This window comes from Streptomyces sp. NBC_01450, from assembly GCF_036227505.1.
Taxonomy (GTDB): Bacteria; Actinomycetota; Actinomycetes; order Streptomycetales; family Streptomycetaceae; genus Streptomyces.
Window position 1 is genome coordinate 1537506 of sequence record NZ_CP109480.1, and the last position, 23684, is coordinate 1561189.

20 protein-coding genes and 1 pseudogene are annotated in these 23684 nt (G+C 70.5%); 7 read left to right on the plus strand and 14 right to left on the minus strand.

Annotation, left to right across the window (positions count from 1 at the left end; genetic code table 11):
- Positions 1-131 precede the first annotated feature (131 nt).
- The 3 genes and pseudogenes from OG568_RS07020 to OG568_RS07030 form a co-directional block, all read left to right on the plus strand.
- On the plus strand, positions 132-962 hold the full coding sequence (locus OG568_RS07020; RefSeq protein ID WP_329530756.1) for a class I SAM-dependent methyltransferase: 831 nt from the start codon (positions 132-134) through the stop codon (positions 960-962).
- A gap of 283 nt (positions 963-1245) precedes the next feature.
- A complete protein-coding gene (rho, locus tag OG568_RS07025; protein WP_329530757.1) occupies positions 1246-2388 on the plus strand; it encodes a transcription termination factor Rho in 1143 nt (380 codons plus the stop codon).
- Positions 2389-2582: 194 nt separating this feature from the next.
- Positions 2583-3419 (plus strand): annotated as a pseudogene (locus OG568_RS07030) (D-alanyl-D-alanine carboxypeptidase family protein); the annotation flags it as partial.
- A 56-nt stretch (positions 3420-3475) separates the two neighbouring features.
- On the opposite strand, the gene OG568_RS07035 reads toward OG568_RS07030, so the two are convergent.
- The 14 genes from OG568_RS07035 to OG568_RS07100 form a co-directional block, all read right to left on the minus strand.
- Entirely contained in the window at positions 3476-4861 is a 1386-nt protein-coding gene (locus tag OG568_RS07035; protein ID WP_329530758.1) for a glycosyltransferase family 87 protein, read from the minus strand.
- Positions 4858-6270 carry a polyprenol phosphomannose-dependent alpha 1,6 mannosyltransferase MptB gene (mptB, locus tag OG568_RS07040; protein ID WP_266588847.1) on the minus strand — a complete coding sequence of 471 codons (1413 nt, stop codon included), beginning with the start codon at positions 6268-6270 and terminating at the stop codon, positions 4858-4860. Before mptB ends, OG568_RS07035 begins: the two co-directional genes overlap by 4 nt.
- Positions 6271-6355: 85 nt before the next feature.
- Positions 6356-7315, minus strand: a complete 960-nt coding sequence (locus OG568_RS07045) for a glutaminase (RefSeq protein ID WP_329530759.1) — start codon at positions 7313-7315, stop codon at positions 6356-6358.
- Between the two features lie 33 nt (positions 7316-7348).
- Positions 7349-8767: an aspartate ammonia-lyase gene (gene aspA / locus OG568_RS07050; RefSeq protein WP_329530760.1), complete on the minus strand. Its 1419-nt coding sequence runs from the start codon at positions 8765-8767 to the stop codon at positions 7349-7351.
- Positions 8768-8974: 207 nt separating this feature from the next.
- On the minus strand, positions 8975-9982 hold the full coding sequence (locus tag OG568_RS07055; protein ID WP_329536285.1) for an asparaginase: 1008 nt from the start codon (positions 9980-9982) through the stop codon (positions 8975-8977).
- An 8-nt stretch (positions 9983-9990) separates the two neighbouring features.
- A complete protein-coding gene (locus OG568_RS07060) occupies positions 9991-11439 on the minus strand; it encodes an amino acid permease (protein ID WP_329530761.1) in 1449 nt (482 codons plus the stop codon).
- Positions 11436-12113 carry a FadR/GntR family transcriptional regulator gene (locus OG568_RS07065; RefSeq protein WP_329536286.1) on the minus strand — a complete coding sequence of 226 codons (678 nt, stop codon included), beginning with the start codon at positions 12111-12113 and terminating at the stop codon, positions 11436-11438. The genes OG568_RS07060 and OG568_RS07065 overlap by 4 nt, the downstream gene beginning before the upstream one ends.
- A 170-nt stretch (positions 12114-12283) precedes the next feature.
- Positions 12284-13120, minus strand: a complete 837-nt coding sequence (locus OG568_RS07070) for an undecaprenyl-diphosphate phosphatase (RefSeq protein WP_266425961.1) — start codon at positions 13118-13120, stop codon at positions 12284-12286.
- A gap of 91 nt (positions 13121-13211) precedes the next feature.
- Positions 13212-13586: a fluoride efflux transporter CrcB gene (crcB, locus tag OG568_RS07075; protein WP_266632624.1), complete on the minus strand. Its 375-nt coding sequence runs from the start codon at positions 13584-13586 to the stop codon at positions 13212-13214.
- Between the two features lie 2 nt (positions 13587-13588).
- Positions 13589-13963, minus strand: a complete 375-nt coding sequence (locus OG568_RS07080; protein ID WP_329530762.1) for a DUF190 domain-containing protein — start codon at positions 13961-13963, stop codon at positions 13589-13591.
- Entirely contained in the window at positions 13960-14436 is a 477-nt protein-coding gene (gene crcB / locus OG568_RS07085; protein WP_329530763.1) for a fluoride efflux transporter CrcB, read from the minus strand. Before crcB (OG568_RS07085) ends, OG568_RS07080 begins: the two co-directional genes overlap by 4 nt.
- Positions 14437-14888: 452 nt before the next feature.
- Entirely contained in the window at positions 14889-15176 is a 288-nt protein-coding gene (locus OG568_RS07090; protein WP_329530764.1) for an ArsR/SmtB family transcription factor, read from the minus strand.
- Positions 15177-15342: 166 nt separating this feature from the next.
- Positions 15343-16905, minus strand: a complete 1563-nt coding sequence (locus tag OG568_RS07095) for a glycoside hydrolase family 53 protein (protein ID WP_329530765.1) — start codon at positions 16903-16905, stop codon at positions 15343-15345.
- 154 nt (positions 16906-17059) lie between these two features.
- A complete protein-coding gene (locus tag OG568_RS07100; protein WP_329530766.1) occupies positions 17060-19081 on the minus strand; it encodes a beta-galactosidase in 2022 nt (673 codons plus the stop codon).
- 186 nt (positions 19082-19267) lie between these two features.
- On the opposite strand from OG568_RS07100, the gene OG568_RS07105 reads away from it, so the two are divergent.
- The 4 genes from OG568_RS07105 to OG568_RS07120 are packed head-to-tail and all read left to right on the plus strand — an operon-like array spanning position 19268 to position 23437.
- On the plus strand, positions 19268-20587 hold the full coding sequence (locus OG568_RS07105) for an extracellular solute-binding protein (RefSeq protein WP_329530767.1): 1320 nt from the start codon (positions 19268-19270) through the stop codon (positions 20585-20587).
- Positions 20584-21507 carry a carbohydrate ABC transporter permease gene (locus OG568_RS07110; protein ID WP_329530768.1) on the plus strand — a complete coding sequence of 308 codons (924 nt, stop codon included), beginning with the start codon at positions 20584-20586 and terminating at the stop codon, positions 21505-21507. Before OG568_RS07105 ends, OG568_RS07110 begins: the two co-directional genes overlap by 4 nt.
- Positions 21504-22409 (plus strand): carbohydrate ABC transporter permease, encoded by a 906-nt coding sequence (locus OG568_RS07115; RefSeq protein ID WP_329530769.1) that lies wholly within the window; start codon positions 21504-21506, stop codon positions 22407-22409. Before OG568_RS07110 ends, OG568_RS07115 begins: the two co-directional genes overlap by 4 nt.
- The gene (locus tag OG568_RS07120) at positions 22406-23437 is read left to right on the plus strand and encodes a LacI family DNA-binding transcriptional regulator (RefSeq protein ID WP_266425988.1); all 1032 of its coding nucleotides are present in this window, start codon (positions 22406-22408) and stop codon (positions 23435-23437) included. Before OG568_RS07115 ends, OG568_RS07120 begins: the two co-directional genes overlap by 4 nt.
- Positions 23438-23684 lie beyond the last annotated feature (247 nt).

Here is a 23684-nt window from a genome sequence, read left to right on the forward strand (position 1 = left end):
GGGCGTACGCGCTGCGAGCCGTTACGACGAAGGATTCTGCCCGCTCGACCGCGGGGTCCGACAGCGATGACGTACACGCCGATCCGCGGTTCTTCTCCCCGATCCGTCCGAGTGCACGGTTGGATGGTTCCATGACCGACGAGCACGAGCGGATGATGCGGGCCAACCAGGCCAACTGGGACGCGCGGACCCCCGTCCATCTCGCCAGCCGGTTCTACGGGCTGAGCGAGAAGCTCGACCCGGCCCGCTGGTTCGCGGCCTTCGAGTGGGAGGACCTCGGCGAGCTGGCCGACCGTGATGTGCTCCACCTCCAGTGTCACCTCGGCACCGAGACGATCGCCTTCGCCCAGCGCGGCGCGCGGGCCGTCGGACTGGACATCTCCGAGGCGTCCGTGGTGGCCGCGGCCGACATCGCGGCACGGGCGGGCGCCGACGTGACCTACGTACGGGCCAATGTGTACGACGCCGTCGAGGCCCTGGACGGGCGGCGGTTCGACGTGGTCTACACCGGCAAGGGCTCCCTGTGCTATCTGCCCGACCTGGACCGCTGGGCCGCCGTCGTCGCTCGACTGCTGCGGCCGGGAGGGCGGTTGTACATCGCCGAGTTCCATCCGCTGCTCAACGCGCTGGGTCCCAAGCCCGGCGAGGGCGAGGGCACCGAACTGCTGCTGCGCCACGACTACCTGGGCGGCCGGGACGCGGTGCACCGGAACGCGACCTACACGTACACCGACGGCCCGGCCGTCGAGGGCGCGACCGACAGTTACGAGTGGATGCACGGAATGGACGAGGTCGTCAACGCGTTGACAGGAGCGGGACTCGGTATCCGCCGGCTTCGGGAGAGCGCCGAACTTCCCTGGCCGCGCTGGCCGCAGATGGTCCGTACGCCGTCCGGCTGGTGGCGTCTGCCGGAGGGCGAGCCACGCATTCCGCTGCTATACGGCCTCCTGGCGAGCCGCTGAGAGACGGATCACAGCCGATTCGGCTCAAGCCGTGGTAGCCTTCGGTCAGCACTTGAGTATGCCCCGTCTCGGGCGCCGGTGCTGATTCTCCTTCTTTCGCTGACGCGCCCGTCATATTCGGACCGGGCGAGCAGCTTCTTCGTATCACCTCCTGAGCGCGGTCACCCGTAGCTCCTTCAGGTGATCTTCCCCGCCGCACGGACGCGTGAGCACGCCGCCTCCCCGGCACATCCCCTCCCTTCCTCATGACCTCATGAATCCGTCCTCGAAAGGACCCCCTCTCATGACCACCACACTCGAACACCCTCCTGTACAGAAGCAGCTCCCGGCCCACGCCACCGGTGTCCTGGACATCGCGCACAACGGGCAGGGGTACCTGCGCGCCCCCGAGAGCTGCCTGCCCACGCCGACCGACGTCCAGGTCTCCGCCGCGCTGATCCGCCGTCACGGCCTGCGCAAGGGCGACACCGTCGAAGGCGTACGCGGCGGACCCCGCGCTCTCGCCGAGGTCGAGCGGATCAACGGCCGCACCCCCGAAGAGCTGCGCCGCCGCCCGCACTTCCGCGACCTCACCCCGCTGCACCCCCGCGACCGGCTCCGCCTGGAGCACCCGGCGAGCGGCATGGCCGGACGCGTCGTCGACCTGGTCTCGCCCGTCGGCAAGGGCCAGCGCGGCCTGATCGTCGCCCCGCCCAAGACCGGCAAGACGGTGCTGCTCCAGCAGCTGGCCGCCGCCGTCGCGGGCAACCACCCCGAATGCCGTCTGATCGTGCTGCTGCTCGACGAGCGGCCCGAAGAGGTCACCGACATGCGGCGCTCCGTCCGCGGCGAGGTCTATGCCTCGACCTTCGACAAGACGCCGAAGCAGCACATCGCCCTCGCCGAGCTCGTCGTCGAGCGCGCCAAGCGGCTCGTCGAACAGGGCGAGGACGTCGTCATCCTGATGGACTCGCTCACCCGGCTGTGCCGGGCCCACAACAACGCGGCCGCCTCCGGTGGCCGCACCCTCAGCGGCGGTGTCGACGCCGCCGCGGTGCACGGCCCCAAGCGGTTCTTCGGCGCCGCGCGCCTCGCCGAGGGGGGCGGCTCGCTCACCATCCTCGCCACCGCCCTGGTGGAGACCGGCTCCCGCGCCGACGACTACTTCTTCGAGGAGCTCAAGAGCACCGGCAACATGGAGCTCCGCCTCGACCGGACCCTCGCCTCACGGCGCCTGTTCCCCGCCGTGGACATCATCCCGTCCGGCACCCGCCGAGAGGAACTGCTCCTGCCCGGGGCCGAGTTGACGACCGTACGCGGCCTGCGACGCGCCCTGCAGACCCGGGACGGCCAGGCCGCCCTGGAAACCCTCCTGGAGCGGCTGCGCGCCACCCCGGACAACGCGGCCTTCCTGCGTCAGGTCCAGCCGACCCTGCCCACCGCCTGACCCCCACTCCGGATCGACCGCGCCGGCCCCCGGCCCGTCTCCACCGCGCCGGCCCTCGGCCGCCTCCACCGCACGGGACCTCGGCCCCGGACCACCCGCCTTGGACCTCCCCGCGTGCGGCATCCGGGTAGTGCATCCCCTCGCCCCGGGCCTGGCACCCCGGCACACGGCGACTCCGTTCCTACGTTGACGGTATGACAATCGGATGCGCATCCCGCACGGTCGCCTCCTTGACCGCCCTCTCCTGCTCCGCCCTCTGTGTGGCCGGAGCACTGGCCCTCGCGCCGAGTCCGGCCCTCGCCAGCCCGGGTAGCGGCCTGCCGAGGGCCGCGGCCTCCCAGCCGCCCTACCTCCAGCGGGCCGGGACCCAGGTACGAACACGGTCCGACGCCCCCGAGCTGCCGGACATCTCCGCACTGTCCTGGCTGGTGGCCGACTCACAAACCGGCGAGGTGCTCGCCGCGCACGACGCGCACCGCAAGCTGCCGCCCGCCAGCACCCTCAAGACCCTGTTCGCGCTCACCGTGCTCCCGGCGCTGCCCAGCGGCATCCAGCACACCGTCAAGGAGGAGGAACTCGAGGGCATCGGCGACGGCAGCAGCCTGGTGGGCGTGGCCCCGGGGCACACCTACCGCGTGTCCGACCTGTGGCGCGGCGTCTTCCTCAACTCCGGCAACGACGCCGTGCACGTACTGGCCGCGATGAACGGCGGCTGGCAGCGGACGGCCGACCGGATGCAGGCCAAGGCCCGCTCACTGGGCGCCCTCGACACCCACGTCAAGTCACCCGACGGCTATGACTCCCCCGGCCAGGTCTCGTCGGCGTACGACCTCGCGGTCTTCGGACGGGCCGGCCTGCGCAACGCGGAGTTCGCGCGCTACTGCTCCACCGCCCAGGCCTCCTTCCCCGGCGACGGCTACCCGTACGAGATCCAGAACACCAACCGGCTGCTGACCGGCGCCGACGGGGTGGAGCGCTATCCGGGCCTGATCGGCGTCAAGAACGGCTACACCACCAACGCGGGCAACACGCTCGTCGCCGCCGCGCACCGGGGCGGACGCACCCTCCTCGTCACGGTGATGAACCCTCAGACGGGCGGCGGCACCACGGTGTACGAGGAGGCCCGCTCGCTGCTCGACTGGGGCTTCGCGGCCGCCGGGCACGTCAAACCCGTCGGATCGCTCGTCGACACCCGGCCCGACCCCGCGGCGGGCGCCTCGCCCGTACAGGCCAGGGCCGGGTCCGCGAACGGCGACGGCTCCGGATGGCCGGAGGCGGCCGGGGTCCTGGGCGCGGCGGCGCTCGGCGCGGGCGGAGTCGCCCTCGCCCTGCGTCTCAAGGGCGTGCGGATCACCCGCGACTGACCGGCCGGCAGCCACAGCAGCAGCCCCAGCGTGATCCACGTGTACGTGTTGCTGCCGAGGAATCCGTCGAGGCCGGAGGAGTCGTCGAACCACAGCCACACCACGCTGCTGCACAACACCACGTAGAGGGCCGCCGCGACCCGCGCACGGCGCCGGTGCAGCAGTACGGCGAAGGACGGGAGCAGCCAGACGAGGTGGTGCACCCAGGTGATCGGACTGAGGAGGCAGGCGGCGAGACCGGTGAGGGCGAACGCGGCCGTCCAGTCCTCGTCGGCCAGCGCCCGCGAGGTCCGCCGTGCCCATACGCACAGGACCAGCAGGGCGACCGCCGCCCACACGGGCCGACTCGGTTCGTCCGGTGCGGCGAGCCGGGCCAGGACGCCCTGCAAGGACTGGTTGGAGACATAGGCGAGACGTCCGATGCGGTTGGTGTCCCACAGCGCCTCGGACCAGTAGAAACGCGAGGCGTCGGGCGCCGCCCAGGCCGCGAGACCGGTGGCCGCCACGGCGACGGCCGTCGCGACCCCGGCGGCGCGCCAGCGGCGGCCGAGCAGCAGCAGGCCGATGAAGAGCGCGGGGGTGAGCTTGATCGCGGCGGCCAGCCCGATGCCGACGCCCGCCCGGCGGCCCCGGCCGGTGGACAGCAGCCACGCGTCGCTCAGGACGAGGGCCAGCAGCAGGAGGTTGACCTGCCCGAAGCTGAAGGTGTCGCGGACCGGTTCGAGCAGGGCCAGCAGACAGGCCGCGAGGGCACAGCCGTACCAGCCGTAGCGGCGCAGCGCGGGCCCGACCAGGATCCACACCACGACGGCCAGTGCCGCGAGATTGAGCACCACGGAGACGGCGATCGCCGTGCGCAGCCCGACCAGCGCCATCGGCAGCATGGTGAGGGCCGCGAACGGCGGATAGGTGAATCCGTACGTGGTTCCCGGCACCCAGTAGTCGTAGACGCGGCCGCCGTGGTGGACCCAGGCGTCGACGGTGCCGTAGTAGACACGCAGGTCGAACCAGTCGCGCAGCAGCGGCACGGTCGCGGTGAACACGCCCACCGCGACGGCGAGTGAGAGCAGTCCGAGCAGGCGCCGGCCGTCGGTGTCCAGAGGTCTCATGCCGTCCGTCCCAGCACCGGCGGCCGCGCCGACGCCTCGGCCCGGGCGGCCTGTCGGGCCTGCCAGAGCACGACCAGGGCGAGCGCGCCGCCGGAGACGGCCAGCACCACCTGATCGACGTCCGGCGGGCCGCCGCTGGGCAGTACGGCGAGCGCGAGGACACCGCTGACGGCCGCGACCCGGTGGCGCACCGAACCGTTGGGCGCCGCGGCGGCGATGAGGAACAGGCCCCACAGGGCGTACCAGGGCCGGATCGCGGGACCGAACACGGCGACCGCGCCCAGGCTCAGGCCCAGCGCGTAGATGGGGCCAGGCCGCAGGCGCAGCCAGATGAACAGGACGACCAGGACGGTCACCACCAGCCCGGTCGCGTGCCAAACGGGCATCGCCAGCGGGGCGAGGCCGCTGCCGAGGTCCTTGAGCAGGGCGCCGGTGGCGCGGCCGAGCACGCTGGTGGGCGACCAGTTCTGCGGGGAGACGGGGGTCTTCAGGGCCGCTATCCAGCCGTACCCCGTGCCCGTCACGGCGGTCACCACGGCCGTGGTGGCGAGCGCGACCCCGGTCGTGGTCAGGACCGTACGCAGCACTCCGCGGCGCCCGCGCATCGCCACCACCGCCAGCAGGCCGAGCACGGCCGGCGCCTTGACCAGTGCGGCGAGGGTGATGAGGACGACGCCCAGGAGGTGCCATCGGCCGCGCGCGGCGACCAGGCCGACGCCGAGCAGTCCGAGCATGATGGCGTCGTTGTGCGCACCGGCCACCAGGTGCAGCAGGACGAGCGGGTTGAGCGCGCCGAGCCACAGCGCGGCGGCCGGATCGGCACCACTGTGCCGGGCGAGGCGGGGCAGCGCCGCCGCCATCAGCCCGACGCCGAGCAGCGCGACCAGGCGCATGCCGAGCAGCCCGGCCGGTATCTCCCCGCGGGTGAGGCCGGACAGTGCGGAGGCGACGGCGAGGAAGACGGGGCCGTACGGCGTCGCGGTCTGCTGCCACACCGGCGCCACCTCGTCGGCGAGCGGGCCGCCGAGCTGCGCGGGCCCGTTGGCGTAGACGTCGATGTGCGCGTCGACCATGGCGCCCTGCGCGAGATAGCTGTACACGTCCCGGCTGAACAGCGGCGGTGCGAGAAGCAGCGGCGCCGCCCACGCGGCGAGCACCAGCAGCAGTGCGCGCGGAGTCGGCGGCTGCGGGCCGCGTACGACCTTGCCGAGCAGCGCCCACGCGGCGATCAGCAGGACGACGCCGAAGTAGACCCCGACCACGCCGAGTACGGCACGCGCGGAGCCGGGGGCGAGGAAGTCCCGCGTGGGCAGGGCGCCGGCCGTCTCACCGCCGAGCGCGAGGAAGGCGGTGCCGGTCAGGCCCAGGGCCTGACAGCGGTGGAGATCGAGGGGAGCCTTGGCCAACACTTGGCAAGCGTGTCAAGGGTGGGTGGCCGGAAAGCGACGGGGTGCCCTCCGGGCGGGGGATGCGGCGTTACCTCCGGGTGGTGGCTCAGAAGACCGATAGGCCCGTCAGTGTCGTGAAGCGGTCCAGGGCCGCCACTCCCGCCACCGAGTTGCCCCGCTCGTCCAGGCCGGGGCTCCAGACGCACAGGGTGCAGCGGCCGGGGACCACCGCGATGATGCCGCCGCCCACGCCGCTCTTGCCGGGGAGGCCGACGCGGTAGGCGAATTCGCCCGCCGCGTCGTACGTGCCACAGGTCAGCATGACCGCGTTGACCTGCTTGGCCTGGCTCTGGGTGAGCAGTCGGGAGCCGTCGGCGCGCAGGCCGTGCCGGGCGAGAAAGCTGGTGGCGAGGGCGAGGTCGGCGCAGGACGCCTCGATCGAGCACTGGCGGAAGTACTGCTCGAGGAGGGCCGGCACCGGGTTGTCGATGTTGCCGTACGAGGCCATGAAGTGGGCGAGGGCCGCGTTGCGGTCGCCGTGGGTGGCCTCGGAGGCGGCCACCTCCTTGTCGAAGGTGAGGCCGGCGTTGCCGCTCTCCGTTCGGAGGAAGGCAAGCAGGGTGCCGGCCGCGTCGCCGGTACGGGTCTGGAGCCGGTCGGTGACGACCAGGGCACCCGCGTTGATGAAGGGATTCCGCGGGATGCCGTTCTCGTACTCCAGCTGCACCAGCGAGTTGAAGGGGTTGCCGGAGGGCTCACGGCCGACGTGTTCCCACAACTCGTCACCCTCCCGGGCCAGGTCGAGCGCGAGCGTGAAGACCTTGGTGATGGACTGCGTGGAGAACGGCTGCCGCCAGTCCCCCACGCCGTACACCGTGCCGTCGAGCTCGGCCACGGCCATGCCGAAACTCCGGGGGTCGCAGGCGGCCAGCGCCGGGATGTAGTCGGCGGGCCGCCCGCGGCCGGGTGTCCGCCCGATCTCGGTGGCGATGCGCTCCAGGACCGGCTGGAAGGTCGGGGACGACGGATACGGCGGATACGACGAAGACACAGCCATGATCACCATTGTGCCGCCGGGCCGGTCCGGGTGCGCATCGGGTCACACCGTCTGCGGGGTGCCGCTGCCCGCGACCACCTCGGGCCGCAGCAGCGCCGCCAGCCGATCGGGGGGCAACAGGCCCTTCTCCAGGACGAGTTCGGCGACACCGCGCCCGGTGGCGAGGGCCTCCTTGGCGATGTCGGTGGCGGCCGTGTATCCGATGTACGGGTTCAGGGCGGTCACCAGGCCGATGGAGTTCTCGACCGCGGCGCGCAGCACCTCCGAGTTGGCGGTGATCCCGGTGACACAGCGCTCTGCGAGGGTCAGGCAGGCGGCGCGCAGGTGGGTGATGCTCTCGGACAGGGAGTGCAGGATGATCGGCTCGAAGGCGTTGAGCTGGAGCTGCCCCGCTTCCGCGGCCATGGTGATGGTGACGTCGTTGCCGATCACCTCGAAGGCGACCTGGTTGACGACCTCGGGAATCACCGGGTTGACCTTGCCGGGCATGATGCTCGAACCGGCCTGTACGGGCGGCAGGTTGATCTCGCCCAGGCCCGCGCGCGGCCCGGAGGACAGCAGCCGCAGGTCGTTGCAGCTCTTCGACAGCTTCACGGCGATCCGCTTGAGCACGCCGGACATCTGGACGAAGGCGCCGCAGTCCTGGGTGGCCTCGACCAGGTTGGCGGCGGTGACCAGGGGCAGTCCGGTGATCGCGGCGAGGTGGCGGCGGGCTGATTCCGCGTATCCGGCGGGGGCGTTGAGACCGGTGCCGATGGCGGTGGCGCCGAGGTTGATCTCGTGGATCAGCTCGACGGCCTCGGCGAGCCGGGTGCGGTCCTCGTCGAGCATCACCGCGTACGCCGAGAACTCCTGCCCGAGCGTCATCGGCACCGCGTCCTGGAGCTGCGTACGCCCCATCTTCAGTACGTCACGGAACTCGAAGGCCTTGGCGGCGAACGCCTCCTGGAGCACGGCCATCGCCTTGAGCAGCTCGCGCACCGCGAAGACCGTGGCGACCTTGACGGCGGTGGGGTAGACGTCGTTGGTCGACTGGCCGAGGTTGACGTCCTCGTTGGGGTGCAGGTACCGGTACTCGCCCTTGGCCCGGCCGAGAAGCTCCAACGCCCGGTTGGCCACGACCTCGTTGGCGTTCATGTTCGTCGAGGTACCGGCGCCGCCCTGGATGACGTCGACCACGAACTGGTCGTGCAGCTTGCCGGCGCGGATCTCGCGGCAGGCCGCGACGATGGCCATGGCCTTCTCCGGCTCGAGCAGGCCGAGTTCCTCGTTGGCACGGGCGGCGGCCTCCTTGACGGCGGCCAGGGCCTCTATCAGATGCGGGTAGGCGGAGATCGACGTTCCCGTGATGGGGAAGTTCTCGGTGGCGCGCAGGGAGTGGATGCCCCAGTACGCCTCGGCCGGGACGTCACGGTCCCCGAGCAGATCGTGTTCACTGCGGTGCGCTACGGCGACGGTCATGACTGAGCGGTCCTCTTTCGGAGGGGTGAGGGTGGATGGGGTGAGGGGTACGGGCGGGCCGGTCAGGGGCGAGTCGCTGATCCAGCCCTGAGGCGCACGAACCTGAGGGGCGCGAGGCTGTGACAATTTGCGGCTCCGCCGCGTGGGCGCGACCAGCCACAACGGACCCGCACCGGCCACCGCACCCCCACGACCGTGGTCGCGCGCTCAGCCCGAGAGCGGATCGAGCACCCGGGCCGGGCGAAGCCCGCCCACAACGGCACCGCCCCCGAGCAACGGCACGGAGCCGAACTCCGCGAGCGACGCCGGGGCGACCCCCGCACGCACGAGCGCCGCCGCGGCCACCGGCCCGCGCGCCCGGTCCGCTCCGTCGGCGATCTTCACGGCGACGGCCCGGCCGTCCGGCAGCGCCGCCATCTGGACGCCTTCGAAGCCGTCCTTGGTGAGCAGCCCCGGCACGGCCCTCATCAGCGCCGCGACATCGCGGCCGGAGCCGGACGCCATCTCGGCGTGCTCACGCATCGCGTCGGCGACGCGCGCCTCGGGGGTGCCGGCCGGTGCGGTGGTGATCCGGGCGGCGGCGCGGGCGAGCCCGTGCAGCGAGACGGAGAAGAGGGGCGCCCCGCACCCGTCGACGGTGACCTGGGCGATCGCCTGCCCGGTGAGGTCCTCGACGATCTCCGCGATGGCCTGCTGGAGGGGGTGGGCCGGGTCGAGGTAGTCGTCGAGGGACCAGCCGTTGAGGCGGGCGGTCATCAGCATGGCGGCGTGTTTGCCGGAGCAGTTCTGCGCGAGCCGGGACGGCAGTCGCCCCTCGCGGATCCAGGCGTCCCGCACGACCGGGTCGTACGGCAGGTCGGGCACATTGCGCAGGTCGTCCTCGGTGACGCCGGCCAGTTCCAGGATCCGCCGGGTTCCGGCGAGGTGCCGCTCCTCGCCGGAGTGACTGGCCGCGGCGAGCGAGAGCAACTCGCCCTCCAGCGGCAGTCCCGCCCGCAGCATCGCCACCGCCTGGACGGGCTTGAGCGCCGAGCGCGGGTAGAACGCGGCCTCGACGTCCCCGATCTGGAGGTCGACACCGCCGTCGGCGGCCAGCACGACCACTGAACCGTAGTGGATGCCTTCGACGACTCCGCCGCGGACGAGCTGGGCGACGGGGGCGTGCAGGGGTTCGCGGATCACCGGGGCGGCGGCGATCGAAGCGGCGTACGTCATGCTCGTGCTCACGCGTCCGCTCCGTCACGGATGCCGGAGACCCGGCGGCGCACCCCGTACCACCCGGCGACGAGCGCCACGGCGATCAGCGGCAGACACAGCACGGTGGTGCGCCCCGCGCCCCCGTCGGCGTACATCAGGACGAGGACGGAGACGAGGAAGCCGATCGTCACGATCTCGGTCCACGGGGAGCCGGGCAGGCGGTAGCTCGGCCTGGTCAGCTCGCCGCGCTGGGTCTTCCGCCAGAACAGCACGTGACAGAGCATGATCATGCCCCAGGTGGCGAGGATGCCGATGGCGGCGAAGTTCAGGACGATCTCGAAGGCGTCGGCGGGGACCACGAAGTTGAGGCCGACGCCGAGGACGCAGATGCCGCTGGTGAGCAGGATGCCGCCGTACGGGACCTGGCTGCGGCTCATCACCCCGGTGAACTTCGGCGCGGAGCCCGACATCGCCATCGAGCGCAGGATGCGGCCGGTGGAGTACAGACCGGAGTTGAGGGACGACATGGCCGCGGTGAGCACGACCAGGTTCATCACGCCGCCCGCCGCCGGGATGCCGATGTTCGACAGGACGGTCACGAAGGGGCTCTGGCCCGCGCTGTACTTGTTCCAGGGCAGCAGCATCGACAGCAGGACGACCGAGCCGACGTAGAACAGGCCGACACGCCACATGATCGAGTTGATCGCCTTCGGCATGATCTTCTCGGGGTTCTCCGTCTCGCCCGCCGCGACGCCGACCAGTTCGACGGAGGCGTAGGCGAAGACGACACCCTGGATGATCAGCAGCATCGGCAGCAGGCCGTTGGGGAAGATTCCGCCGTTGTCGGTGATCAGCGTCGGGCCGGGGGTGGTGCCGTCGACGGGGTGCTGGGTGACCAGCAGGAAGATGCCGATAAGCATGAAGACGACGAGCGCGCTCACCTTGATGATCGCGAACCAGAACTCCAGTTCGCCGAACATGCGTACGGAAATCAGGTTCACCGTGAGGACGACGGCGAGCGCGATGAGCGCGATCACCCACTGCGGGATGTCGGAGAACATGCCCCAGTAGTGGGTGTAGACGGCCACGGCGGTGATGTCGGCGATACCGGTGGTGGCCCAGTTCAGGAAGTACATCCAGCCCGCGACGTACGCGCCCTTCTCCCCCAGGAACTCCCGGGCGTACGACACGAAGGCGCCGGAGGACGGCCGGTACAGGACGAGTTCGCCGAGGGCGCGCACGACGAGGAAGGCGAAGACGCCGCACACCGCGTACGCGACGAAGAGGGAGGGGCCGGCGTCGGCGAGGCGGCCGCCGGCGCCGAGGAAGAGGCCGGTGCCGATGGCGCCGCCGATGGCGATCATGTTGACGTGCCGGTGCTTCAGCGACTTGCTGTAGCCGTGGTCTCCGGCGTCGACGTGCGCGGCCGGTTCGCCGGCCGATATGGCCTCGTCTTTGAGGGACTGCTCGCTCACGCCTCGGGTCCGCCTTCCGTGGGGGTGTCCGTACGCGTGGGGCGCACGATGTCGGTGAGGGTGGTCTCCACGCGGTCGAGGTGATGGGACATCGCCTCCACCGCGTCGTGTTCACTGCCGTCGACCAGCGCTTCGACGATCGCCCGGTGCTCGCGGTTGGACTGGTCACGCCGGTCGCCGAGCTCGTTGAGGAAGGCGGACTGGCGGGCCAGCGCGTCCCGGATCTCTTCGATGACCCTGCGGAAGACCGGGTTCTGCGAGGCCTCGGCGACCGCGATGTGGAAGATCGTGTCCATCGCGACCCACGCCGTGGTGTCGGTCTCCCGCTCCATCCGGTCCAGCAGATGGGCCAGGTGGTCGAGGTTCTCCGGGGTGCGGCGCGCCGCCGCGTAACCCGCGACCGGGATCTCGACATGACGGCGCACCTCGAGCAGGTCGCTCGCCGCGTAGTCGCCGAAGGTGGGGTCCTCGACCGTGTTGGCGACCACGAAGGTGCCCTTGCCCGTACGGGACACGGTCAGGCCCATCACCTGCAGGGCCCGGAGCGCCTCGCGGAGCACCGGCCGGCTGACCTCCAGGCGGCGGCACAGCTCTGCCTCGGAGGGGAGTTTGTCGCCGATGGCGTATTCACCGCGCTCGATGGCGCTGCGAAGGTGGGTGAGCACCGCTTCCATGGCGCTGACGCGCCGCGGCACCGATCCACCTGTCTGGCTGTCTGACAGGTTCACGGGGGTGATCCTGCGGGTGACAAGAGGGGGCTGTCAAGGGGAGTGAAAAGAAACATTCAGGGGGTGCGAAGCCTGTAAACCGGCTTCGCACCCCCTGTGAGCTGCTGTTTCCGTGATCAGCTGGCGAGCGACCCGCTCGCCAGCAGCCCGAACAGCGCCAGGCCGATCACGATCCGGTAGATCACGAAGGCGTTGAAGGAGTGCTTGGCGACGAACTTCAGCAGCCAGGCGATCGACCCGTAGGCGACGACGAAGGAGACGATCGTGCCGACGGCGAGCGGCGCGGCGCCCACCCCCGTGCCCAGGGCGTCCTTCAGCTCGTACAGACCGGCGCCGGTGAGGGCGGGGATGCCGAGGAAGAAGGAGAGGCGGGTGGCCGCCACCCGGTCCAGGTCGAGGATCAGCGCGGTCGACATCGTGGCGCCGGAGCGCGAGAAGCCCGGGAAGAGGAGCGCGAGGATCTGCGAGCAGCCCACCAGCATCGCGTCCTTGAACGACGTGTCGTCCTCACCGCGCTTGTGACGTCCCATCTGGTCCGCCACCCACATCACACCACTGCCGACGATCAGCGAGCCCGCGACCACCCACAGGGAGGCGAGCGGTCCGTCGATGAGGGGCTTGGCCGCGAGGCCCACGATCACGATCGGAATGGTGGCGTAGATGACCCACCACGCGAACTTGTAGTCGTGGTGCTGCCGCTCCTCGCGGTTGCGCAGTCCCCGGCCCCACGCCGAGACGATCCGCACGATGTCCTTGAAGAAGTACACCAGTACGGCGGCGATCGCTCCGACCTGGATGACCGCCGAGAACCCGACGACGGCCTTGTCGTCGACCGGGATGTTCATCAGCCCCTCGGTGATCTTGAGGTGGCCGGTGGAGGAGACGGGGAGGAACTCGGTCACTCCCTCGACGACTCCGAGGACGACGGCCTGACCGACGTTGATGACGCTCATGGGATCCAGTTCTAGGTCTGAGGAGTTGATTCTGACATGTTGGTCGACAGTGCTGTAGACAGTCTTACTACGCGCGAGTGACGTCCGGTGTCTAGGCCCATACGGCCTGGGCGAACGAAACCCCCGCGAACGCCGCGCCGAGCCCGGCCGTCACGCTCACGAGCACGTTGGCCGCAGCGTAGAAGCCCGCGCCGGTCTCGGTCAGCCGTAGTGTCTCGTACGAGAACGTCGAGTACGTGGTCAGCGCCCCGCACAGGCCGGTCCCGAGGAACAGCTGGAGGTGGGAACCCGCGGCCCCCGCGGCGACCGCGCCGGTCAGCAGGCCGAGGATCAGACAACCGACGACGTTGACCGCGAAGGTGCCCCAGGGGAAGACGGTGTCGTGCCTGGTCTGCACCGCACGGTCGGTCAGATAGCGCAGGGGTGCGCCGACCATTCCGCCGACGATCACCAGCAGCCAGTTCACAACTACCTCTTACCTTTCTTGCCCGTATTGCCGGATTCGGGGTCGCGTCCCACATATCGGATCACCTCGCAGTCGTCCAGGATCACCAGCCCCTCGCCGACGAGTTCGTCGAGCTGGGGCAGAAACGCACGGACGCGGTCCTCGGTGTCCACGATGACGATCGCCACCGGCAGGTCCTCGCTGAGCGACAGCAGCCGTGAGGTGTGGATCAGCGAGGAGGCGCCGAAGCCCTCGACACCGCGGAAGACGCTCGCGCCGGCCAGGCCCGCCGCGTGGGCGCGGTGCACGATCTCCGAGTACACCGGCTTGTGATGCCAGATGTCGTTCTCACCGATGAAGATCGTCACCCGTAGGGCACTGCCCGTCAGCCGTGTCATCGCTGCCTCCGTACCAGGGCGCGGCGGGTCGCGGTCACCGCGAGCCATACCGCCGCGAGCGCCGCGCACAGGGTCGCGACGAGATAGGCGAGGCCGGTTCCGGGGTGACCCGTGTCGACCAGTTTCTGGATGTCGACGGCGTACGTCGAGAAGGTGGTGAACCCTCCCAGCACACCGGTGCCGAAGAAGGGCCGCACGAGGCGGTGGGCCGCCCACACGTCCGTGATGACGACCATGAAGACGCCGATCACCGCGCATCCGATGACGTTGACCCAGAACGTGGTCCAGGGGAACCCGCCCGTCTCCACGGGCCACAGCCGCGCGGCCCCGTACCGGGCGGTGGCGCCGATCGCTCCGCCGAGCGAGACCATCGCCACGACCGGGGCCTGGCCGTGCCAGGGGGACGTGGGGCGAGGTGTCGGCCGTGCGGCGGCATCCGGACTGTCGACGCGCTCGGGATGCGGGACTGTCATGACGTACTTCTCCTACTCGCCGGGCCCGGGCCCCCGGGCACACCTCATCGCAAGTAGGGACCGTTGGCGGCGCCTGCGCCGCGGTTCGGGTACGGCGGGCCCCACCGCCGCGCCACGACACATGATCGCGGCCGCTGAACAGGGTAACGCCGATCCCACCGCCCTCGCACACTTGACCGCGCAGCAAGGCCCCTGACTGGGGGCCCCGGGGGGCGGACCCCCACCTGGCGAGGATTCAGAGGGCGGAGCCCATGGCCGCGCCCCGCAGGCAGAGCCCCTTGGCGGGGTCCAGGGGCGGAGCCCCTGGTGGGGGCCGGGGCGGAGCCCCTGGTGGCATGGATAGGGGCGGCGGGGGCGAAGGAGTCGCCCATGTGCCCGCTCGAACACACGCACCGTCACCCCACACCGGCTCGGGCGCACGCACCGTCGCCCGTCCCCCCTTCCTCCCCGCCCTACCAGCCCTTCTCGAACAGGGACCGCACCTCTGCGATGCGGTACTCGTCGCGGCTGTAGAACGTCCGCCGCCCGACCTTCCTCGCCCGCAGCAGCCCGACCCCGACGAGGACGTCGAGGTGGGTGCGGGCGACGGCGTGACTCACACCGAGCTTGACGGCGAGGGCGGCCACGTCGACGCCGTACTCGGCGAGAGACCCGCCGCGCTCGGTCGGGAAGTGCGCGGCGGGGTCCCGCAGCCACTCCAGGATGTCCAGGCGTCGCCCGCCGACGGGAACCCTCAGCATCTCGTCCCCCTGCCCTTCGTGATGGTGCCGCTCTGTGACCACTGTCCCGCGGCCCGGGGCGCCCCGCACGGGACTTCCGGGCCTTCGCGCGGCCCGAAGTCCCCGGGGCACCACAAGGGCCCGGCCGCCTCGCCGGCCGGGCCCTCATGTCATCGATGCTGGCTGATCAGCGGTGGCTGAACTGCGACATGGCGGGCAGCGCCTTGTCGTCGAAGCCGAACAGCGCCTGGTTCTCCCAGCCGTTGCCGGACGTGGCGTCGGTCGGGTCCCAGCCGTTGCCCGTGACGGCGGTCCAGGTGGCCTCCCAGTAGAAGACACCGAGGCCGCGGCCGTTCGGGACGGCCTCCACGACGTTCATCACGTCCCGTAGCCACGCGGACTGTCCGGCTGTGGTGGCCGGGTAGCCGGAGACCAGCTCACCGGTCGTGTCGATCTGGTTGACGAGCGAGTCGTCGCTGTCGAGACGGAAGGGGTAGGCCGTCTCGGCCAGGAACACCGGCTTGCCGTAGCGCGCGGCCGCGTCGTCCAGGGTCGTCTGGAAGTCGGAGAGCGGGCCGTGCCAGTAGCCGTAGTAGGACAGGCCGATGGCGTCGAACTTCACGCCGCCCGAGACCGCGTTGTCGAACCACCAGCGGGTGCCGGACAGGTCGCCGCCCTTGGCGAGGTGCAGCGCGACGGTCGTCGACGAGCTGACGGCCTTGACGGCGTCGTAGCCGGAGTTGAGGAGCCCGGCGAGCTGCGACCAGTTGTCGGTGGAGCCCTCGGACCACAGCATGCCGCCGTTGATCTCGTTGCCGACCTGGACCATGTCGGCGGTGGTGCCCTGCGCCTTCAGCGCGTTGAGGACGTCGTAGGTGTGGTTGTAGACGTCCGTCTTGAGCTGGCTGTAGGAGTGGCCTGCCCAGGCGGCCGGCTTGGTCTGGGCGCCTGGGTCGGCCCAGGTGTCCGAGTAGTGGAAGTCGACCAGGAGCTTCATGCCCTGCGCCTTGATGCGCTTGGCCATCGCCAGGACGCGCGTCTTGTTGTTGTAGCCGTCGGCGGGGTTCACCCAGACCTTCAGGCGCGCGTAGTTCATGCCGGAGGACTTGAGGATGGCGAGCGCGTCACCGGTGGTGCCGGAGCTGGTCTTGTAGACGCCGCCGAGCGCCTCGCTCTTGGCGAGGGAGGAGATGTCGGAGCCCTTGACGGACAGCCCGGTGGCGCTGCCCGAGGTGAACGTCAGGTCGTCGACGTTGATCCAGTTGCCCGCGTTGGCATCGGAGTTGACGCTGATCGTGCACTGGCTGTTGGTCACCGCGACGGGGACGACGAGGTGTATCCATCCGCTGCTGGAGACCGGCAGGTCGGTGCGCTGCTCGGTGCCGCCGCAGTTCTTCAGCGCGAGGTAGGCGGAGTTCTGGCCGCCTCCCGAACGCACCCAGGCGGTGAGCCGGTAGTTGCCGTTGGTCAGCCCGGAGAGGTACTGGTGCGTCTCCACCTTGTAGGCGGCGGAGGAGTACTGCGTGAGGCGGTAGCTTCCGCTGTGGCCCCCGGCCTCCACATAGGAGGCGCCGGTGTCGCCGTACTCCGACCAGCCGCTGGGCGTGGCCGTTCCGGCGCCGTCCGCCTCGAATCCGGCGTTGGTGAGGGTGCTCGCCGCCTGTGCCGTCTGCGCGGGCAGGGCGGTGAGGGCGAGCTCGGCCGCGAGCGGCAGCAGCAGGGCCCTGAGTGTGCGTCTGGGATGGAACATCTTCGTCCGTCGTCCCTTCGACGTGATGGGGATGGGGGCGCCCCCGCAGTGGCTCTGGGGGGGGCGGCCCCTCCGCCCGCGGCTCTCGTGGCACTCACGGGCGGAGGGGAGTTCGGCTCGGCCGCCGGATCCTGGGCCCCGGACGCCCGCCGGCTCAGCCGTCGAGTCGTACGACCCGGACGGCTCCGGCGGGTACCGCGAGGCGGCCCGCGGCGCGTTCGCCCGTCAGCAGCTCGGTGCCGGCCGCGTCCAGCGGCACCTTGGCGTCCGACGAGGTGTGGTTGATCACGAACAGGAAGGTGCCCGACTCACCGCTGCGACGCACCACTTCGACATCGCGGGGCAGGTCGGCGCGCGGCGCGATCCGCGCGTCGTCGGACGCCCAGCCGATCAGGGCGTCCAGGCCCTGGGCGCCGAGGCGGGTGGAGACGTACCAGGCGGAGCCCTCGCCGAGGCGGTGGCGGGTGACGGCCGGGCGGCCCGCGGTGAGCCCGTCGGCGTACGTCCACACGGTCTCGGCGCCGCGCGGCACCACGAACTCGGTCCACACGTCGCCGGTCAGCTCGGAGCCGTCGGGGCCGGTGATCCGGACCTGGTCGTCCTTCAGGAGCGGTGAGAACTCCTCGACGGTGAGGCCGAGCACGTCCCGCAGCGCGCCGGGGTAGGCGCCCTCGTGCACGGCGTCGTGCTCGTCGACGATGCCGGAGAAGTACGAGACGACGAGGGTGCCGCCGTTCTCGACGTACTCCCGGAGGTTGTTCCCGGCGGCCTCGGTCATCAGATAGAGCGCGGGGACGACGACAAGGGGATAGGCCGACAAGTCGGCTTCCGGGTGGGCGAAGTCGACCGTGAGGTGACGGTCGTAGAGCGCCTCGTAGAACGCGTCGGCACGCTCGCGCGGGTCGTGGTCCTCGCTGGGGCGCCAGTCGAGGGTCTGCGCCCACCAGGAGTGCCAGTCCCACAGCACGGCCGCGTCGGCGACGGTGCGGCTGCCCTTGACCGAGGTCAGCGAGTCGATGGACGCGCCGAGTTCGACGACCTCGCGCCAGACCCTGGAGTCGGTGCCGGCGTGCGGCAGCATCGCCGAGTGGAACTTCTCGGCGCCGCGCCGGGACTGCCGCCACTGGAAGAACATGGCGCCCTCGGAGCCGCGCGCCACGTGCGCGAGGGAGTTGCGGGCCATCTGGCCCGGGGCCTTCGCGGGGTTGCGGGGCTGCCAGTTGACGCCCGAGGTGGAGTGTTCGAGCAGCAGCCAGGGGGCGCCGCCCGCGACGGAGCGGGTGAGGTCGGCGGCCATCGCGAGGTTGACGTGGGTGCGGCGGCCGTCGGTGATCAGGTAGTGGTCGTTGGTGACGAGGTCGACCTCGCGGCCCCAGGCCCAGTAGTCGACGGAGTCGCACTGGCTGAGGGCGGTCATGAAGTTCGTGGTGACCGGGATGCCGGGGGCGAGGCGGTGCAGGATGTCCCGCTCGGCGACGAAGTTCTCCCGCATGGTCTCGTCGGCGAAGCGCTTGTAGTCCAGGGCCTGGGCCGGGTTGCCGACCGTGGGGGTGACGCGCGGCGGGTTGATCTGCTCGAAGTCCGCGTAGCGCTGGCCCCAGAAGGCGGTGCCCCATGCCTCGTTGACCGCGTCGACGGTCCCGTACGCGCGGGCCAGCCAGCGGCGGAAGTGGGCGGCGCAGGACGCGCAGTAGCAGGCCGAGACGGGGACGCCGTACTCGTTGTGGACGTGCCACAGGGCGAGCGCGGGGTGGTCGGCGTACCGGGTGGCGAGGGCGGTGGTGATGCTCGCCGCGGCGGCGCGGTAGTCGCTGTTGCTGTGGCAGATGGCGCCGCGCGAGCCGAACTCGTAGCGGGTGCCGTCGGCGGTCACCGGCAGTGCCTCGGGGTGCTCGCGGTAGAACCAGGCGGGGGGCGCGACGGTCGGGGTGCCGAGGTCGACGCGGATGCCGTTCTCGTGCAGCAGGACCAGCAGTCGGTCCAGCCAGCCGAAGTCGTGAGTCCCCCGAGCGGGTTCGAGCAGCGCCCAGGAGAAGATCCCGACGCTCACCATCGTGACCCCCGCCTCGCGCATCAGCCGGACGTCCTCGTGCCAGACGCTTTCCGGCCACTGCTCGGGGTTGTAGTCCCCACCGAAGGCGAGCCCGGTGAGGCCCTTGGGTGTGGTCTCCGGCATGGATCTTCTCCCGTTTAATCGATCATTTGGGAACGTGCACACACTCGATCAGCGGCGCGAGCCCAACATAACCGCACAGCAACAACCATTGACAAGTGTCCAGGATGTTTCTCTACTGTGAACGCTCACAGAAGCATGGCACGGTCGCCGCAGCAGGCGGGGGCCCAGGTCAGGGGAGAAAGATCCATGCCAAACACGAAGCTGCGTCGCCTCGTGGCCACCTCCATCGCCGTCACGCTCGGCGGCACCGCACTCGCCGCCTGCGGCTCGTCGGACGACAAGAGCTCGTCCGAGTCGGGTCCGGCGTCCCTGACGTACTGGTCCTGGACTCCGGGCATGGACAAGGTGGTCGACCTCTGGAACAAGGGGCCGGGCAAGCAGCAGAAGATCACGGTCACGGTGAAGAAGCAGGCGTCGGGCGACACGCTGGTCACCAAGATCCTCACCGCGCACAAGGCGAAGAAGGCCCCGGACCTGGTCCAGGCCGAGTACCAGGCACTGCCGACCCTGGTCAGCAATGACGCGCTCGCCGACATAGCGAGCGAGTCGCAGGACGCGAAGAGCAAGTTCGCCGACGGTGTCTGGCAGCAGACGACCCTGGGCTCGGACGCCGTGTACGCGATCCCGCAGGACATCGGCCCGATGATGTTCTACTACCGCCAGGACCTCTTCAAGAAGTACGGCCTGACGGTTCCCACGACCTGGGAGCAGTTCGCCGAGACCGCCCGCGCGCTGAAGAAGAAGGCCCCGGACAAGGACCTGACCACCTTCTCCGCCAACGACTCCGGCCTCTTCGCCGGTCTCGCCCAGCAGGCGGGCGCCAAGTGGTGGACCGCCTCGGGCGAGAAGTGGAAGGTCGGCATCGACGACGCGGCCTCGGAGAAGGTCGCCGACTTCTGGGGCGGTCTCGTCAAGGAGGGCGCGATCGACAACCAGCCGATGTACACGCCGTCCTGGAACAAGGCGCTGAACACCGGCAAGCAGATCGCCTGGGTCAGCGCGGTCTGGGCGCCCGGCACCCTCACCACCGCGGCCCCCGACACCAAGGGCAAGTGGGCGATGGCCCCGCTGCCGCAGTGGGACAACAGCACGGACGTCACCGGCAGCTGGGGCGGCTCCTCGACGGCCGTCACCACGGACTCGCAGCACAAGGCGGCCGCCGCGAAGTTCGCCACCTGGCTGAACACGGACCCGCAGGCGGTGGCCGCGCTGGCGAAGGAGGGTGGCATCTACCCGGCCGCCACCACCGCGCAGACCAGTGACGCCTTCTCCCAGCCGCCGGCGTTCTTCTCCAACCAGCCGGACTTCTACACGAAGGCCGCGGAGATCGCCAAGACCACCGCGCCCTCCGCCTGGGGCCCGAACGTGAACGTCGCCTACACGACCTTCAAGGACGCGTTCGGCGCCGCCGCCAAGGACAAGTCGGACTTCGCCGCCGCCCTGAAGAAGATGCAGGACGACACGGTCGCCGACCTCAAGAAGCAGGGCTTCGGGGTCGCTCAGTGACGACGGCACGTCGGAAGTCGTACGGGGTCAAGGGGGCCCCGTACGCTTTCCTCCTCCCCGCGACGCTCCTCTTCGCCCTCTTCTTCGCGCTGCCCATCGGCTACGCCCTCTGGCTGAGCCTGCACAAGGCGCAGGTCAAGGGCCTGGGCCTGGGTTCCGGCGCCCGCAAGGAAGTCTGGGCGGGGCTGGAGAACTACAAGGACGCCCTCTCCGACTCCGAGCTGCTGAGCGGCGCGGTGCGCGTGGTGGGCTACGGCGCCATCGTGATCCCGGTGATGCTCGGCCTCGCGCTGCTGTTCGCGCTGATGCTGGACACGGACAAGGTGCGCCTGACCCCCTTCACCCGGCTCGCGATCTTCCTGCCGTACGCCATTCCCGGCGTCGTCGCCGCGCTGCTGTGGGGCTTCCTGTACCTCCCCGACGTCAGCCCGTTCTACTTCGTCCTCGACAAGCTGGGGATGCCGCAGCCGAACCTGCTGGACGGCGGCCCGCTGTACCTCGCCCTGTCCAACATCGCGGTCTGGGGCGGCACCGGCTTCAACATGATCGTCATCTACACCTCGCTGCGGGCCATTCCGGCCGAGGTGTACGAGGCGGCGAAGCTGGACGGCGCCACGCCCCTGCAGATCGCGCTGAGGATCAAGATCCCGATGGTGGCGCCCTCGCTGGTGCTCACTTTCTTCTTCTCGATCATCGCGACGCTCCAGGTGTTCAGCGAGCCGACCACCCTCAAACCCCTCACCAACTCCGTCTCCACGACCTGGAGTCCGCTGATGAAGGTGTACCAGGACGCCTTCGGCAAGGGCGACATCTACTCGGCCGCCGCGGAGGCGGCGCTCATCGCCGTCGTCACCCTCGTCCTGTCCTTCGGCTTCCTGCGGGCCGCGAACTCCCGTAACAAGCAGGAGGAAGCACGATGAGTTCTCTTGCCGTACGCAAGGCAGCACCGGCCGCGGGTACCACCCCCGGCACCGCCCAGGGGCCGCCCCTGCGCCGCCGGATCGCCCTGGTCCCCACCCTCACGCTGCTGCTCGGCGCGCTCTACTGTCTGCTGCCCGTCGCCTGGGTGGTGATCGCGGCCACCAAGTCGGGCCGTGAGCTGTTCTCGACCTTCACGTTCCTGCCGGGCTCCGGCTTCACGCAGAACGTCAAGGACCTCAACGCCTACCGCGACGGCATCTACTGGAAGTGGATGGGCAACTCCGCCCTCTACGCGGGCCTCGGCGCCCTCCTGTCGACGGCCGTCTCGGCGCTCAGCGGCTACGCGCTCGCGATCTACCGCTTCCGGGGCCGCGAGACCGTCTTCAGCGTCCTGATGGCGGGCGTGCTCATGCCGCCGGTGATCCTGGCGATCCCGCAGTACCTCCTGTTGGCGAAGGCCGACCTCACGGACTCCTACGCGTCCGTCCTCCTGCCCCTCGCCCTCTCCCCGTACGGCGTCTACCTCGCCCGGATCTACGCCTCCGCGGCCGTGCCCGGTGACGTGGTCGAGGCCGGGCGGATGGACGGGGCCGGCGAGTGGCGGATCTTCACCCGGATCGCGCTGCCGATGATGGTGCCCGGACTGGTGACGGTGTTCCTCTTCCAGTTCGTCGCCGTGTGGAACAACTTCCTGCTGCCGTACATCATGCTCAGCGACGACGAGAAGTTCCCGATCACGCTGGGTCTGTTCACGCTCCTCGAACAGGGCTCCAACACCCCGGCGCTGTACACGCTGGTGATCACCGGCGCGCTGCTCGCGATCATTCCGCTCATCGCCCTCTTCCTGGTCATCCAGCGCTTCTGGAGCCTCGATCTGCTCTCGGGAGCCGTAAAGTCGTGACCATGACCAACGCGGGGGGCCGGCGCAGACCGCCGACGATCCATGACGTCGCGCGGGAGGCGGGCGTGTCCCGGGGCACGGTGTCCCGGGTACTCAACGGCGGGCACTACGTGAGCCCCGCGGCACAGGAGGCGGTCAACGCCGCCATCCGCAGAACGGGCTACGTCGTGAACCGGCACGCCCGGTCGCTGATCACCGGCCGCTCCGACTCCATCGGCTTCCTGCTCACCGAACCGCAGGAGCGGTTCTTCGAGGACCCGAACTTCAACGTCCTGCTGCGCGGCTGCACACAAGCGCTCGCCGCGCACGACATCCCCCTCCTGCTCATGCTCGCCGGCACCGAGGACGAGCGGCGGCGCATCACGCGGTACATCACCGCGGGCCATGTCGACGGAGTCCTGCTGGTCTCCAGCCACTCCGGCGATCCGGTCGCCGAGCAGCTGCGCGAGGCGGGCGTCCCGCTGGTCGCCTGCGGCAAGCCCATCGGCATGGGCTCCAAGGTGAGCTACGTCGCCGCGGACGACCGCGACGGCGCCCGGGACATGGTCAAGCACCTGGTCTCCCTGGGCCGTCGCCGCATCGGCATGGTCACGGGTCCGCTCGACACCCCGGGCGGTGTCGAGCGGCTCGCGGGCTACCGGGAGGTGCTCGCCGAGGCGGGCATCGAGGCCGACGACCGGCTGATCGCCTCCGGCGACTACAGCCGGGCCAGTGGTGAGGCGGGCGCCGAACAGCTCCTTGAGCGTGCCCCGGACATGGACGCCGTCTTCGTCGCCTCCGACCTGATGGCACAAGGCGCACTGACCGCTCTGCACAAGGCGGGCCGCCGGGTCCCGGAGGACGTCTCGGTCGGCGGCTTCGACGACTCCACCGCCGCGATCTCGGCGACCCCCGCCCTCACCACCATCCGGCAGCCGTACGACCGCATCAGCACCGAGATGGTCCGCGTCCTGCTGGCGCAGATAGGGGGCGAGGAGCCGGCGGCGGTGATCCTGCCGACGGAACTGGTACGACGCGACTCGACCTAGGGCCTGTCCGGCGGATCAAGTCGCAGGAAACAGGCGGCGCCTCATCGACGCTGGTGAGCGGGGCTTGGTGCGTGCAGCTGCAAGGCGGAGGAGGGCGTCGACGCGGAGCGTCGGCAACCGACGACAACGCCGCTGGGGGTACCCCCTCTGGGGGAGGGCGTGCCAAGCCCCGCGTCTGCGGCATGATCCGCCGGACAGGCCCTGAGCCGCGTCCTCGACTCCGAGGGGGTGGGACCGGTCAGGATTC

What these genes read in the sequence shown, in the direction of transcription:
- OG568_RS07020 (WP_329530756.1), top strand. Translation starts at nt 132, where the DNA reads ATGACCGACGAGCACGAGCGGATGATGCGGGCCAACCAGGCCAACTGG.
- rho (WP_329530757.1), top strand. Translation starts at nt 1,246, where the DNA reads ATGACCACCACACTCGAACACCCTCCTGTACAGAAGCAGCTCCCGGCC.
- OG568_RS07035 (WP_329530758.1), bottom strand. Translation starts at nt 4,861, where the DNA reads ATGAGACCTCTGGACACCGACGGCCGGCGCCTGCTCGGACTGCTCTCA.
- OG568_RS07045 (WP_329530759.1), bottom strand. Translation starts at nt 7,315, where the DNA reads ATGGTGATCATGGCTGTGTCTTCGTCGTATCCGCCGTATCCGTCGTCC.
- aspA (WP_329530760.1), bottom strand. Translation starts at nt 8,767, where the DNA reads ATGACCGTCGCCGTAGCGCACCGCAGTGAACACGATCTGCTCGGGGAC.
- OG568_RS07055 (WP_329536285.1), bottom strand. Translation starts at nt 9,982, where the DNA reads ATGACGTACGCCGCTTCGATCGCCGCCGCCCCGGTGATCCGCGAACCC.
- OG568_RS07065 (WP_329536286.1), bottom strand. Translation starts at nt 12,113, where the DNA reads ATGGAAGCGGTGCTCACCCACCTTCGCAGCGCCATCGAGCGCGGTGAA.
- OG568_RS07070 (WP_266425961.1), bottom strand. Translation starts at nt 13,120, where the DNA reads ATGAGCGTCATCAACGTCGGTCAGGCCGTCGTCCTCGGAGTCGTCGAG.
- OG568_RS07080 (WP_329530762.1), bottom strand. Translation starts at nt 13,963, where the DNA reads ATGACACGGCTGACGGGCAGTGCCCTACGGGTGACGATCTTCATCGGT.
- crcB (WP_329530763.1), bottom strand. Translation starts at nt 14,436, where the DNA reads ATGACAGTCCCGCATCCCGAGCGCGTCGACAGTCCGGATGCCGCCGCA.
- OG568_RS07090 (WP_329530764.1), bottom strand. Translation starts at nt 15,176, where the DNA reads ATGCTGAGGGTTCCCGTCGGCGGGCGACGCCTGGACATCCTGGAGTGG.
- OG568_RS07095 (WP_329530765.1), bottom strand. Translation starts at nt 16,905, where the DNA reads ATGTTCCATCCCAGACGCACACTCAGGGCCCTGCTGCTGCCGCTCGCG.
- OG568_RS07100 (WP_329530766.1), bottom strand. Translation starts at nt 19,081, where the DNA reads ATGCCGGAGACCACACCCAAGGGCCTCACCGGGCTCGCCTTCGGTGGG.
- OG568_RS07105 (WP_329530767.1), top strand. Translation starts at nt 19,268, where the DNA reads ATGCCAAACACGAAGCTGCGTCGCCTCGTGGCCACCTCCATCGCCGTC.
- OG568_RS07115 (WP_329530769.1), top strand. Translation starts at nt 21,504, where the DNA reads ATGAGTTCTCTTGCCGTACGCAAGGCAGCACCGGCCGCGGGTACCACC.